The 13528-nt window shown below is 69.0% G+C and carries 14 protein-coding genes and 1 pseudogene; 2 read left to right on the top strand and 13 right to left on the bottom strand.

Annotation, left to right across the window (positions count from 1 at the left end):
* Positions 1–66: 66 nt before the first annotated feature.
* From BO39_RS25065 to BO39_RS25010, 12 genes are all read right to left on the bottom strand, one after another.
* Complete coding sequence (locus tag BO39_RS25065; protein WP_043838844.1) at positions 67–597, bottom strand: phage tail assembly protein; 531 nt, start codon at positions 595–597, stop codon at positions 67–69.
* Complete coding sequence (locus BO39_RS25060; RefSeq protein WP_043838842.1) at positions 594–965, bottom strand: phage tail tube protein; 372 nt, start codon at positions 963–965, stop codon at positions 594–596. Before BO39_RS25060 ends, BO39_RS25065 begins: the two co-directional genes overlap by 4 nt.
* Before the next feature lie 12 nt (positions 966–977).
* A complete protein-coding gene (locus tag BO39_RS25055; protein WP_043838840.1) occupies positions 978–2459 on the bottom strand; it encodes a phage tail sheath subtilisin-like domain-containing protein in 1482 nt (493 codons plus the stop codon).
* Between the two features lie 6 nt (positions 2460–2465).
* Entirely contained in the window at positions 2466–2711 is a 246-nt protein-coding gene (locus BO39_RS25050; protein ID WP_043838838.1) for a DUF2635 domain-containing protein, read from the bottom strand.
* A gap of 9 nt (positions 2712–2720) precedes the next feature.
* Positions 2721–3254, bottom strand: coding sequence for a hypothetical protein (locus BO39_RS25045; protein ID WP_043838836.1), 534 nt, complete (start codon positions 3252–3254; stop codon positions 2721–2723).
* Positions 3251–3583 carry a head-tail joining protein gene (locus BO39_RS25040; protein ID WP_043838834.1) on the bottom strand — a complete coding sequence of 111 codons (333 nt, stop codon included), beginning with the start codon at positions 3581–3583 and terminating at the stop codon, positions 3251–3253. Before BO39_RS25040 ends, BO39_RS25045 begins: the two co-directional genes overlap by 4 nt.
* Before the next feature lie 10 nt (positions 3584–3593).
* Entirely contained in the window at positions 3594–3923 is a 330-nt protein-coding gene (locus tag BO39_RS25035; protein ID WP_043838832.1) for a DUF2190 family protein, read from the bottom strand.
* A 75-nt stretch (positions 3924–3998) separates the two neighbouring features.
* Positions 3999–6278, bottom strand: coding sequence for a head maturation protease, ClpP-related (locus tag BO39_RS30410; protein ID WP_156963907.1), 2280 nt, complete (start codon positions 6276–6278; stop codon positions 3999–4001).
* Between the two features lie 47 nt (positions 6279–6325).
* Positions 6326–7987 carry a phage portal protein gene (locus tag BO39_RS25025; protein ID WP_052402605.1) on the bottom strand — a complete coding sequence of 554 codons (1662 nt, stop codon included), beginning with the start codon at positions 7985–7987 and terminating at the stop codon, positions 6326–6328.
* A gap of 10 nt (positions 7988–7997) precedes the next feature.
* On the bottom strand, positions 7998–8219 hold the full coding sequence (locus tag BO39_RS25020) for a hypothetical protein (protein WP_043838830.1): 222 nt from the start codon (positions 8217–8219) through the stop codon (positions 7998–8000).
* A 3-nt stretch (positions 8220–8222) separates the two neighbouring features.
* On the bottom strand, positions 8223–10352 hold the full coding sequence (locus BO39_RS25015; protein WP_052402604.1) for a terminase gpA endonuclease subunit: 2130 nt from the start codon (positions 10350–10352) through the stop codon (positions 8223–8225).
* Positions 10339–10863: a hypothetical protein gene (locus tag BO39_RS25010; RefSeq protein WP_043838828.1), complete on the bottom strand. Its 525-nt coding sequence runs from the start codon at positions 10861–10863 to the stop codon at positions 10339–10341. Before BO39_RS25010 ends, BO39_RS25015 begins: the two co-directional genes overlap by 14 nt.
* Before the next feature lie 357 nt (positions 10864–11220).
* Between BO39_RS25010 and BO39_RS33750 the strand changes: the two genes are divergently transcribed.
* The gene (locus tag BO39_RS33750; RefSeq protein ID WP_169742829.1) at positions 11221–12078 is read left to right on the top strand and encodes a hypothetical protein; all 858 of its coding nucleotides are present in this window, start codon (positions 11221–11223) and stop codon (positions 12076–12078) included.
* Between the two features lie 63 nt (positions 12079–12141).
* Here the strand turns inward: BO39_RS33750 and BO39_RS25005 are convergent, their stop codons facing one another.
* The gene (locus BO39_RS25005; protein WP_052402603.1) at positions 12142–12756 is read right to left on the bottom strand and encodes a hypothetical protein; all 615 of its coding nucleotides are present in this window, start codon (positions 12754–12756) and stop codon (positions 12142–12144) included.
* Positions 12757–13321: 565 nt separating this feature from the next.
* Between BO39_RS25005 and BO39_RS25000 the strand changes: the two are divergent.
* A pseudogene (locus tag BO39_RS25000) lies at positions 13322–13528 on the top strand (IS630 family transposase); the annotation flags it as partial.

Below are 13528 nucleotides of genomic sequence, written 5' to 3'. Positions count from 1 at the left end.
GGGTGGCGGTCATGTTCCACCCGTCCTCAGCCCCCCAGCCGGGGAAGACCGCCGTTAGATCGGCGATCAGCTCTGCCCAGTTGCTGGGGCGGGCGTCACGAAAACCGCGAAGTAGGCATCGACGGCCGCCGCGCGGCTGACCGGCATGCGGCGCATCACCTCGATCGGCAGGCCGGTGACCAGCGACGCCAGCTTCGCCGTGTTCAGGTAGCCGGCACCCGCGTCGCGCGCCGCCTCCCACTCCGCCAGGGTCGGCTCCCGCAGCTTCTCGTCCAGACTCGCGAAGATGGCGGCATCGCCTTCGTGCGGCGGCTCCGTCACCACGTCGCTGGGCAGGGCGGGCCGCAGGAACTGAGCGAAGAAGCCGTCGGCTTCAACGATCTTGCTCATCGGCACCTTGGCGGCGATGCCCGCCGGCAGCTTGCCGATGAGCATCAGGAGGTGCTGCGTCGACCCATAGCCCTGCCGGGTGCTGGCGTCCGAGAACTCCGCAACCGTCGGCTCGCGCAGCTTCACCTCGGCATGGGTCGCGCCGTTGAAGCTGAGCGGCTCGTCGAAGATGATGGTGACGGTCTTCGCCACCTCCGGCTGGCTCATGCCCCGAGCACCACGCTGTCGCCCTCGAACTGGACGGCGAACTTGGCCTCAGCTGCGTCGACCTCCTGGGCCGCCGTGTTCCACATGCCCTGGCCGGTGATGACCTTGCCGTTGTTCAGCGAGAGCTCGACCGTGACGTTGGTCATGCCTTCAAAATCGGCCACGCTGAAGCCCGGCATGTCTCGGAGGGTCGCCTTGATGTATGGCGCGATCGGCTTCTCGCTGTAGCCGTCGATGCTGGTCATGCTGACCAGCGACTCTCGGGTCACGGTGGCCAGGCGATAGCCAGGCTCGCCCACCACGGCAAAAGAGAGGCCGTCGATGGTGAGGTAGGCGGAGCCGGAGATCCGGCGCGTGGTGTCGGACATCGTCCCTCTCCCTTACCGCGGCCCGGCGACGCCGACGGCGTCCCGCAGCTGCGCCTGCAGCGCCACCTGGCGCAGCTGATCGACCGGCACGATTGGGTCGATGCCGTCCACCCGGCAGCGGTTGCCGCTGGCACGCTCCACCACCAGGGCGGCCGCGAAGGCGGCGCTGTTCTGCACCTTCCCGTCCATCTCCATGCTCTTGTAGTGGGCGATGAGCGCCCGCCGGATCATGCTGGGCGTGACCACGCGGTTGCCCGAGCGGGTGTTCGTCCCATCGTCCGCGAGCTTCATGCGCGGGAAGGTGCTCTCGATGTAGGTGCGCTGAAGCCGGAGGATCTCCGCCACCTGGTAGAGCCGCTCCACGTCCAGCAGGCTGTCGTCCGGCTGGCCGAAGGCGTTGCGCTGGTAGGTCGTGATCAGCCGCTCGATGCGGCAGGTGCCGTCCGCGTCGGTGGTGAAGGTGCCGATGCCGGAGAACAGCAGCGCGTTGCGGTCGCCCAGCCCCCAGCGCTTCTCGATCGGCGGCGGCTGGACGTTCAGCGCCACCGTCTGCAGCGGCAGGCCCGGGTCAGCGCGGAGGCTGACCGCAGCGGCCGCGGTGATGTCGGCCGCCCACAGCCAGGCCGGCTCCGGCGCGCTGTCGAAGCCCATGAGGCAGACATGCGCGTCGTTACGGGCGGCGCCGATGGTGGTGACCGCGCCGAGCGTGCCGCGGACCGCGCCGAAGGCGCCGCCATACAGCATCTTCGACCAGGACCAGCGGGTGGCCAGGTGCGCCTTGATGGCGTCGAGGCTGGCCGCGTCCGTGAAGGCCGTGGCGATGAAGTCGAAGTCGGTGTCGCCGAGCAGCGCCAGGGCGTTCGTCAGGGCGGTGACCGGGTTCCCCGCGCCGCCGGTGGGCTGGACGACGGTGAAAGCCAGGCCGGGCGGCACGGTGTCCTCGGTGGGCGCGACGATGATGTCGTTGCCCGTGAGGCCCTTGTTCCTCGCCGTCAGGGTCACCGCGGCCGAGCTCGCCGCGGCGGTGACCGGCAGGTCAGGGAGTGCGTTGACCGCGGCCGCCAGGGCGGTGGCCACCTGCGCCGGGGTCTGCGCGGCCGAGACCGCCACCGCCACGCGCTGGCCGGCGATCTTGCGCACGAAGGTGCCGGCGGCTGTGGCGGCGGCGGTGATCGTGACGGATCCCTGCGCCGCGGTACCGGCGTCGTCGTCAGCGAGCGGGAGCAGGTAGAGCGGGCCGATGTCGTCGCGCCGGCGGTACTGGTCGGCCATGAGGGCGAGGACGGAGCCCTGCCCGGCCTTGGACTTGGCCCAGCCCGAGCCCTGGCTGAGGGCAGGCACGCCGGCGGTGAGAGTGCCGCTGGACAGCTGCTGACCGATGAGGAGCGCCTTCGGGAGGCGGCCGCCGCGGTTGGCGCCGGTGGCGTCCAGCTCGGCGAAGAAGAGGGGCGTGCGGAGAGCGCCGCCCCCGGGGATCTCGTTGAAGGCGACCACGGGCGCTTACTCCTGCGGCTGGGCGGCCGCGGGGGGCGGCAGAGCGGTGGGAAGGGAGGGAGCATCCGGCTGCGGACCGGCGGCCGCCGCCTTGGCCTTCGGTTCGGTCGAGGGCTTCGCCAGGGAGACGTCCTCGTCCTGCAGGCGGCGCGTCCAGTACTCGGAAGGCGTGACCTTCCGCCCGCCAGGCGGCAGGTAGTCGCGCAGCTCCGGGTCGGGGATCTGCAGGCCCTTCGCGGGCTTCACGAACATGGCGGGCTCCTAGGGGCTCGGGATGAGGGTCGCGCGCGGCGTGAAGGTGGCCTCCGCGCATTCGGAGGTGTCGGGCTCGGCCATGGTGAAGACCTCTTCCCAGACGAGCTGGAACTCGATGGTGGCCTCGACCTCGGTGGCGCGCTCTTTCTGCTCGGCGGAAAGCTGGGTGGTGACGCCGGCGCAGCGCTGCAGCACGCCGCCGCTAGGCGCGAAGAACTCCGGCGCGCGGAGGATGGCCCGCTCCACCTGGCCGCAGATCTCCTCGCACTGGACCTCGGACCGTTCGGCGATGGCGTGCTCGGTCAGCACGCGGACGATGAGCGCCGAGGTCACGCGGAACTGGTGCTGGAAACCGCCCTGGGTCGTGGGCTCCTTCCGCTCGGCATAGCCGTAGACCAGAAGGGCCGGCTTGCTGGTGACCGGCCAGACCCGCGCTCGATGAACGCGGCCGTTCACGATCTCCACCCGATCCGAGAGGATGCGTACGACCCTGTCGCGGACATCCGCCCGCCAGCCCGGCCCGATCGGTGCGTCGCTCATTCGGGAGCGGCGGCAAGAGGCAGGTCCGACCAGCCGCGCGGGTCGGTCTGCACGTCGGTGATCATGCTGCGCTCGCCGTCGATCACGACCATGGCTCCCTGCTCGGGCTCAGTGCCGCCCGGGAAGTCGGCGGTGCGGACTCGGAGGACGCTGCGAGCCTGCGCTATGCCGCCGCTGTTCTCGGCGTCGGTCTCCAGCGGGATGACGCCCCGGAGCATCGCCCCGGTCTTGCCGCGCAGATCGACCATGCCGTCCGGGGACAGGTAGCTGTACCCGGCGGGGAACGCGGCAATCACCGCGTCCAGCATGACGTCGAACTGCGCTGGCATGGCTAGCCGGTCAGACCGGCTGGCCAGAGAGGCAGACCTCGACGGTCGCGTCGGCAGAGGCCTGGGCCTTGGTGGAGGCGCCAATCAGGCGGTTGCCGGTGGCGGTGCCGGTGACGACCTTGTTGGTGTCGTCCCAGTACACCTTCTGCATCTCGGTCAGCGCGCCGGTAGCCTTCGGCTGGCGCACAACGCCGACCCGGCGGCCGATGCCCTGCTGGCCGGACTTCACGGCCGTGGTGGAGACGAGGAAGTAGGCGCCGACGATCACTCCCTCGCCGGAAGCAAGGTCGCGAGGCGCCGTGAAACGCAGCTGCTCGCCGACCTGGACGAAGTTCTGCATGACGTGTCTCCACGGTCCGGGTCCCGCAGGACACCGGCACCGCCATCAGGGTTACAGGGGAAGAGGCGGGGCCGATCAGGCCGGGCCGGGGTTGTAGTAGACGCCGGTCCAGTCGATCGGGGCGGCCTCGTAGTCGAGGCTGACGCGCACCTTCAGGCCGAAGGTCTCGAAGCTCGCCTCGGTGGCGACCTGCGGCGCCTCGACCCCATTCAGCAGCGAGACCGCGATCACCGGGTGGGTGTCGGGGTCGGCCATCAGCGCCCAGGCGTTCGGCGGAAAGGACGGCTCGTAGACGAGCGTGTAGTTGCCCTGGAACGTGTTGTTGCTGTTGTCCCCGGCCGCCTTCTCGCTGCTCAGGATCTTCAGCCCCTCGCGCCGGCGATTGATGCCGACGATCAGGTAGCGGGCGCCGAGGCCGAGCGGCTTGCCTACGACCCGCCCCTGGCTGGCCAGCGCCTGCTCCGCCGCGGTCAGGCTCGCCTCGGTGATGGCGGAGCCGGACGCGGCAAGGTTGCCGTGCGCCGAGCTCAGCCAGGGCTGGCCGTCCGTCATGTTGTACTCGGCCGTCGTGCCGAGCAGGAACGGCCGCCACACCCGGGAGGAGAGGCTGCGCGCCGCCATGGCGCCGTAGGTCGCACCGTCCTGGGTGAACTGCGTCAGGTCGTTGTTGATGATGGCCTGGCGGGAGAAGGCGAAGGCCTTGGCGAAGGTCTTCAGGCCGAGCCGGCCGAGAGCGCGGGCGATCTGCCCGTAGGTGACCTCCTCGTGCTCCAGCACCTCCTGCAGGTCGGGCGTGTCGAAGGCGCCGGCGACGTCGCGGGGACGGAAGTTGTCGAAGTCGTAGGTGCGGGCGATCAGACGCCACTCCTGCGAGGTCCGCTGGGCCGTGTCGATGACGATCGCCTGGATCGCCTCACCGAGCAGCTGCCCGAAATCGCTCGTGGTCTGCATGCCGACGGTCGCCGAGGCGAAGACCGCGCGGTACAGGGCCTCCGTCGAGAGGCGAGCGCGCTGCCCGGTCCGCATTTCCTGGAACTCGGCCGCCATGTCGCGCATGGACAGGCCCGTCATCGGCGCGGCCGCGGCGGTGATGTCCTCGCGCTTCACACCGCCGCGGCGGGCGATGGCAGCGACGATCGCCTTCGTCGTGGCGGCCGGCGAAGCGGCGGTGGCTCCGCCGACGACGGCCGGACGACCGGCGTGGTCACCCGCGAGCACCTCGAGCGCCGCGTCGCGCGCCTGCGCTTCCGTCGCACCGGCCGTGAGCTGGGCGATCACCCAGTCGGCGGGGAGCTTCGCCCGGGCCGCGATGGCCTGGAGCTGGGCGAGAGTGGCCTTCATGCGGGGGTCCTCCTGCGCCGGAGGAGCCGGCGAGTTGTTCGGGGGCTGGGTGTGGGCGTTGGGGGCGGGAGTGCCAGTGGTCACCGGAGCCGGAGCGGGCGCCGGCGCGGCGTTCTGCTCGGTGAGGGCCGCGACAGCGCGGAAGGCCTCGGCCGGCGGATGCTTGAAGGTCTGCAGCACCGCGGTGGAGCGCGCGGCGACGCGGCGCCCGCGGGCCTCGGGCGTCTCCTCGGCGGGGAGCGGCTCCGTGCCCGGGGGCGGCGCGACGGGGTTGGCCGGCTCGGCGGGGGCGGCCGGCACTTCGACACGATTGGCGAAGCCTTCGGTGACCGCCTCCTCGGCGGTAAACCAGGTCTCGGCGGCCATCAGCGCGCGGACATCGTCCAGGCTCTTGCCGCTGCGGGCGGCGTAGAGCCCCGCCATCGTCGCATCCACCTTCTCCAGGACGGAGATCGTGGCCTCGTGCGCGGCGCGGTCGCCCATGGTCAGAGCGGCGCTGTTGTGGATCATCATGAACGAGGCGGGCGCCATGACGATCTCGTCGCCGGCCATGGCGACGAAGGTGGCGCTGGAGGCCGCGACGCTCTCCACCACCACGACCTTCCGGCCGGGATGGCGGGCAAGGATGTTGTAGATTGCGAAGCCTTCGAAGGCGTTGCCACCCGGCGAGTTGATGCGGATCAGCAGGTCGCGCCCGATGGCCTGGGACAGCGTCTCGAGCACGCCCTGCGCCGTCACCTCCCAGCCGATCTCCCCCATGATGAGGATCTCGACCGGCCCGGTCTCGGCCGCGCGGATGCGCGGTGCGACGCTGCGATCCGAGAGAGGCGAGGCCGCCACGATGGCCGTCCGGTCCTGCTCCGCGCCGCGCTCACGCAGGAACGCCGCGATGCGGGCGGCCGGGGATGGGTCCTGTGGCGTGCGGGTGGCCGCACTCGCGAGCACCGTGCGCGGCGCCCCAAAGAGCGGACGCAGGAAGGAGCCGATGCCCAGGCGGGGACCGGTGTGGGTCATGGAGTGCCTCTCGAAGTTGAAGGGCGCGGGCTCCCGCACCGGGTGAATCAGGCCGCGGGCTTCCGTGCGGTCAGACGGGCCAGGTAATGCCGGAGCAGGGACGTCGGTGCCGCGTTCGGCTCCTCCGGCGGAATCGCGCCCGGCCGCGGCAGCGCCGCGCCTGTCGCCGCGATCTCGACAGCGGCGTTCTGCGACGGGTTCTGCGCGCCGCCGGCGTTGGTGATGCGCCGAGGGTCGCTGTCCAGGATGATGCCGCGGTCGTCCAGCAGCGCGTTGGCATCCGCGATTTCGTCGGCCTGGGTGCGCGGGTCGTACCCCATGGAGGTCACGGCCTGCGGCCAGGTCTCGAAGCCGGCACGGACCGATGCGACCATCGCCGGGATCTCACGGGTCGGGTCCACCATCTCCGCGCGCGGCGGTGACCACTCGACCGGGTATCCCCCTGCCCGCTCGGGCAAAGCGCCGAAGAGGACGGCGGCCTGGATGAAGGCGTCCCAGATCGGCTGGCACATGACCGGGATGTGCATCAGCCACTGGTCCTGCTCGACGTCGCGCCGGAACTCGATCTTACCAGCCCGCAGCGAGCTGTAGTTTGCCTGCCGCAGATCGCCGGTCAGCTGGTCATAGGTGACCCGGAAACCGCTCGCGATGGCCATCAACTCGTGCAGCGCGAAGGGCTCAAAGGGCCCCGGGCCGGACGGCTCGAGGAACTTCACATCGCTGCCGATCGGCAGGTTCGCCACCATTCCGGGCCAGAGGTCAGCCGGTACCGCCCGCTCCTGCGGCTCGTCCACGACCGCGGCCGCCTCCTGGCCGAAGTCCATCTCCATCGGGTTCGCCGTGGTGGTGAAGACGCCGATCAGCGCCTGCACCTTCGCCTGCTCGACGGCGGTCTCCTCGTACTCCTCCAGGCGCCGCAGCCGGAGCAGGACGGTGGAGGCGTCCGGCACCCCTCGGATCTGGCCCGGCCGCTGCGCGTGGGAGCGCACCAGGTGGATCATGTCCGCCGCCGGAATCGTGTCGTAGCGGACCGCTCCGGCAAGCTGGGCAAGCGCGCCCCCCTCCCCCGGGTGCTGGCGGAGGAGCCGATAGCCGGTGCGGCGCCCGCGGCGGTCGAACACGACCCCGTCGACCACCCGCGAGCCATCCTCCGGCGGCGCGGCGAACAGCGGCGCCGCGTCGTCCAGCATGTCCGGCTCGAGCACCTCCAGCTGCAAGGGCACCGCGAGGCCGTTCCGCCGCGCCTCGGAGCCGGGCAGCCGGATCAGGCGGATCAGCGCCTCGCCCGCCTCGCAGCGGGTCCGGGCCGCCAGCGCCTGCTGCCCGTAGAGGTTCAGCCGGCCGGTGATGTCGGACTGCGCGACGAAGCGCTCCCAGAGGGCCAGGACGGCCTTGTCGGTCTCGACGTCGCCGGTCTTGCTCCGGGGCGCGATGCCGTAGCCGATCTCGTGAGCCACCCGGATCTGCACCGCCCGAGCGCCATAGGAGCCGTCGCGGATGACCTCGCGCGAGCGGCGCCGCAGATACCGCAGGGCCGGCCCGAGTTCGGCGTTGGGTCCGCGCGGCGACGCCGGCCAGTCCCGCCCCCGCGGCGCGGGCTGCCCCGCGGCAAACGCTTTCACCGCGCGGTCCAAGGCTGTCCGCGTTTTCAGCCGCTCCAGGCCGCGCCGCGGCGACACCGCGGAGACGGCCCGGTCGATCCAGTTCATGAAGCGCGGCTCAGAACCGGCGCATGCCGATGCGGGTGAAGGACATGCGCGTCCTCGTCGTCACCCCGCTCGCCAAATCAATCTTCGCGAGCAGGATCTCGCGCGCCTTGGCGAGGTTGGTCGTATCGCGGCGGACCGTCATGTCGCCGGCTGAGACAAGCGAGGTCGGATCCATCAACGCCTTATCCAGCGCGGCGAGCTGATCCTGCAGCTGCTGTAGCGTCTCCGACATCGCCTATCTCCTGAAGTATCCGCCTCCCGGCTTGCCGAAGTAGCCACCGGGCTGCCGCCGCGTGGGAGACGCGACCGCCGGCGATGAGGGCCGCTGGGCTAGCGACGGCGCGACCGGCCTCACCGACGCTTCGCCCGGCTCGCCCACCAGCGAGTTGATGTCCCAGGGCGCTGCCCAGGCAGGCGGCGCGTCCCAGTTGATCCGGCCGAGACCGTGGAGCCGACCGAGGACGTGCGTCCCGACCATCTGGTCGCCGGCCTCGTTGCGCGCGCTGGCCACGACCTTGCGCCAGGATCCGTTTGGCCTGCGCTGCTCGGCCACCAGCTGCTCGAACCAGGGGTGCGGCGGCCCGGCGCGGTCCAGCGCCCAGGCTGGCAGGTGCACGTGCAGGGGTCCCGGCTCGAGCCGCGCGAGTTGCCCGGCCAGATCGTCCTTGAACAGGTTTGCGTTGAAGCGCGCGACCGGCACCCGCCCACCTGCGAGCGCGCTGGCCACGCGATCCTTCCGGACGTCGTCGGGGTAGATCACCTGCAGGCGTGCCGCCCCCAGCGCGGGCGCGCCCTGCGTCAGAATCACGTCCCAGATGTCGCGGCCGCTCGCCACACCCAGCTTCCGGACCTTCCCCGCACGCTGCCAGCGCAGCCAGGCCTCGTAGGCCCGCGAGGTGACGCCGGCGGCGCCACCCATGTCCATCCCAACGCCGCGAGGGCGCATCACCCGGCCTGAGCTGTCGGCAAGAGGCAGCGGGCGCTGCAGCGCCTCCAGCAGCCGATCCCAGGCCGCGGGGTCCGTCGCCGTCTCGGCCTCTATGTGCTCGGTGCTGAGCACCCAGCTTTCCCAGCCCATGCCCCACCCGCGGCGGATGAGCTCGAAGCGGTTGGCCTGCACGTCGGCCCAGGCGATAATGACCCGGACCCCGTCCGGCACCTCGTCGCGCTGCAAGGCAGGTTCTGCCCGTTCCACCAGCGCCTCGGCACTTACGGAGCCGATGCGCTTCCGCGGCACGAAAGGGAAACCCCACTGCTTCACGACGACCTGGCGCGCTGTGGCCTCGTCGCCGGATCGCTCCATATCCCGCTCGGCCTGAACCCTCGCGCGGGCGAGGCCGCCGATACCGCCGAGGATGAAGGGGCTCATGACCCCCACGATCCAGGCACCGTAGGTGTCGTTCTTCGCGAGCTGCCCCGTGACGCGGCCGTCCTCGTCAACCGCTTCGCCGGTGCCGATCCAGCGGCCGGCGCCATTCATCGCCTCGCGCTCGTGGTCCTCAATCAGGCCCCCGCACACCGGGCAGACGAGGCGGGCCATGTCCCGCACCTCGTCGAGCGGCGCCTCGGCATCGTAGTCGAGCGCCATGAAGCGCGCGGCGCCCGGGTTCGGGCTGCTATGCGCCCCGCATCGCGGGCAGGGCCACCACCACATTCCCCGCGTGCTGTCGCGGTAGACGGCCATGATGCCCTTGGTCCAGCCAGCCGGCGACATGCCGACGGCCAGATCCGGGTGCGACAGCAGCAGGAGGCAGCTGTCCTCGCCGAAGACCTGGCGCCGGATGTCCAGCACGGGCTTCGCCTCGCCGAGCTCGGAGAGGTCGTAATTGTCGACCTCGTCGGCCACGATCCGGGGCGCGTTCTTGTTGATCAGCGTGTTCTTGCCGAAGGACAGGAACTCCGCCTGCATGGCGCCGAAGTCCTTGAAGGCAATACTGTCGGCGGATGGGTCAGATCCGAGGCGCGCGGCCATCCGCGGGTGCGCGCGGATCATGGAGTCGATCCGCTTCTTTACGTAGGCTTCTACTCCCGGCTTCGTTTGCATGTACCAGAGGAAGCTGGCTGGGTCGGTTTCAACTGTCTGCTGCAGCCAGTTTTCAGCGACGGTCGTCTTCGCGCACTGACCGGGCCCAGGCAACGCCACGGTGGTATAGAGGCCGGAGGTCAGGGCATCTGACGGGCCTGCCAGGTATGGCACCCGCGCAGGATTGAAGGGCTTCGGCTCCTCGCCGATTCCGTCGGTGAGCTTCCGGTGCTGAGCCGCGTACTGCGAGAGCGGTAGGCGCTCGGGGGCGAGAAGCGCCTCGAAGGCACTGAGGACGACGTCAGCCGGATCGGCGAACGGGCCCGGGTCATTCGTCAGCATCGCCCAGCCCCGACTGCCTTAGGTCCTCGACAAACGCCCTTTGGCTTCGCTCAATGCCGGCCCGGAGGATCCGCTGCTGCTCAGCGGTAAGCCCCGCCTCCACCGCCAGCTCCGCGGGCATCGCGCGCTGGGCGCGCCCCAGGGCGAGCAGCGCCCGGCGCAGAACCGTGTCGAGCTCCTCGCGGCGCACCAGCAGCCGCGCTTCCTCGGCCAGGCGCCGATCCTCCGCGAGAACCTTGCGGGCCGCCAGCTGCTGCTGGAACGACGGCTCGCGCCAGGGCTTTGAGAGGTGCGCCCTCGCCTCATCCAGGTCGAACTGCCAGCTATCACCGTTGCCGTTGCCGCGTGACAGGACGGGGAAAGCTGGGTCGTTAGTGAGCCTAGTGTCGAGGGTCGTGCGCGAGATCCCCACCTCATGGCAGAGGTCCCGCTTGTTGACGATGCGGCGCTCCGGGATCGGGCGCGGCTTACGGGATCGGGCCGACGGCTCGGCCGCCAGCGCGGCGCTCATCCGAACTCCCAATGTTGTCCAATTCGATTTTTGGTCAGACGCTCGCGAGAGCCGCGGCGCGAAATACCCGCGGCAGTAGGTAGCGGCAGGAAGGACCCGCGGACGCGCCGAAAGCTCCCCCAACACCTCAGGCGCACTTTTTTTACTTTCACGAAGAGCCGGGCACGATGAACCCCTTTTGAGTCTTCGCACCATTACAGAGACGCGAACTTCAGCTTAAACTCACATCCATTTTGGATCAGTTGCAAACACTATCGCGGGCTCGAGCCAAGCTTTTCAGCCGGAATCTTCTTGCCGCAGAAGGGCGGGAGTTACAATGTAAATAAGACGCTTCAGACTCTTGCGGGAGTTCGGTATATGCGCGCGATGGTACTCGCCTCCATCCTTGTGCTAACTGGATGCGCATCAGAGCTTGCTGGTCACACGGCGAATATTGGACTTGCCCTTACTCAGGTGGAACAGGGAAACATCTATCGAAACGTCGCGGCATCGTTTGAAGATCGTGACTTTGTTCCGATTCCCTACATCCTCCAGGAAGGCACAGCGACACTGAACGACGATATCTCTACCGGGATTAGTCCAAACATCTCGCTAATCGGGCGAGCAATTACTGGCTTCAAGCTTGATGGCGGACTGACGTTCCAGCGGACATTCAAGATCAAGCCTCAGGATGGTTTGTCAAACAGGCTGCGAGCACGGGAGCTCTTCAGACACGCGATCTGCCACCCGAAGCCTGAAGATGGATGCCAGGCTTCAGCACTCGAGCAAGCGTTCCAACGATTGGGCTCCGTGGGACCGCGTGGCTTACCGGTGCAGACCTCCGATGGCCTGACCGAGGCCATTATCACGCTGGTGGGCGACCTTCCTCCGGGCCCATTTATCTTTCGAGATGCTCCATGCGTCGACAGGAATCTTCGCGACTACATCGATGGACACTTCTACTGTTTCAAGGATCAACACGCACGGTCACAATTCACGCTGTGGCTGGCTGCTGTGACGCAGGATTTTAGGCTCCCGGGCGACGAACCACCCACCCCTATTCCTCCAGCGCCCCGCCCGCGCACCAGACTACCTGGCCGTCCCGTCCCCAATGAGCCGACGATAGCGCCTAGCTTTGTCCCGAACGGCGCGCCTCAGGGGCGCAGGCTAGAGCAGAGGGAGAGCCGCTCTTCTGGGATCTCTGTCGAGCCACTCATCAACCAGCCGCGACGCTAGTGAGCTATCTCAATCCTCCAGGCTTTAAGAAGCGGGTGACCTCAGCTTCCAAGCTGATGCAGCTTACGAGGGTGTTCCCAAAACCTTTCGGACTGCCTCACGGAAGGCAGGGCTCAGTCCTGCCTTGATCGCTTGGACCGCCCGGGGCTTGAACCCGAAGCGTGGCTGGTACTTGGTCAGGTCTTCGAACCCGATGAGCAGCTTCGGCGCGATCTTGGCACTCTGCCGGCTCTTCGCCCTCGGCGGCCGCTGCCATATTCCGCCCACGCCGTTCACCTGCCCGACGAAGACGTCCTTGCGCCCCTTCAAGCGGGACAGCGCGTTGCGCGGTAGGTTGCCGTAGGCGTTCTTCGGCGCGGCTGCTGGCATGACGATGGCGCGCTTGGCAGGCCGGCGGGTGCCGCCAGTCTCTTCGAGGATGAGGTAGGCTGCCTGCGCCGGCCGGACGTAAACCGCGGCCGTGGGCGCTGCCTTGCTGGCGGACTGGATGGCGATGCCGCGCCCGGTGAACGGGGTAGGCCGATCGAAGACTGAGGGCAGAGCCCGCTGCTCGGCGACCTGTGCCAGCTTGACCACGCTGGTAAGGGCGACGGCGGTGACGAAGGGCAGCTGCTTGACTGCATCGCCGAGCATGCGGCGGGCGGAGGCGACCTCGGCAACGGCGGAAAGTTGGATCATCGAGGCTACGTCCCTGCATAGCAGAAAATCCGCGCGTGAGCCCCGATGCGGTCTGGCCCCCCAACCCTCACCAGGGATTTGCCCCTCCTCCCCTCGTGGCCAGTCGCCCTCGGGACGCTGGGCTGATGCTGAGTCCGCCTCAGGCCGGCGGTGACCTGCGGTACAACGTGACCGAACCGTCTGCATTGAGGCGAGCGTGCTGTGCGATGCGCATTGCCGAGGTGTAGCTGAAGCCGCACTCCTTTAGAGCAACGACCAGATTGACCCATTCTCGGGAAACAAGAGCTGCCTTTCCTCTCCCCGGCCGTGAAACGAAGGGCACCAATCCCTCCTTTGCGGGGTGGAAGAACTCGCTTCTGTCACATCCAATCAGCACGGCAGCTTCGGAACACCGCATTCCGGAAACATCAGACATGACGCTCGCCCATTCGCTGCGCCCTCTCTTTGACTGTTTTCGAGGTGTGATGGGCACCACATAATGCCTGACCGTTACTTAGAGCACTTCAGGCTTGCACGGCCTCGCAGGTTCTGATTCGACGCTGCTGATGAAGCAGCGAGGCTGGTGATGACGGCACCCCTGTCGCAGGACCTGCGCAAGCGCCTGGTGCGGGCTGTTGAGGAAGGCGCCTCAGCGCGAGAGGCGGCGGCCCGGTTCGCGGTCAGCGCGTCGGCGGCGATCAAGCTGGTGCGGCGGGTCCGCCAGACCGGCAGCACGGCACCGGCCAAGATCGGGGGCTACCGCAAGCCGCTGCTGGCCGGTCAGGAGGCGTTC

The sequence above is a fragment of the Roseomonas aerilata DSM 19363 genome (assembly GCF_000711725.1).
Classification (GTDB): domain Bacteria; phylum Pseudomonadota; class Alphaproteobacteria; order Acetobacterales; family Acetobacteraceae; genus Roseomonas; species Roseomonas aerilata.
The sequence above is the reverse complement of the archived record's forward strand: the minus strand, read 5'-3'. Positions and strand labels throughout refer to the sequence as shown.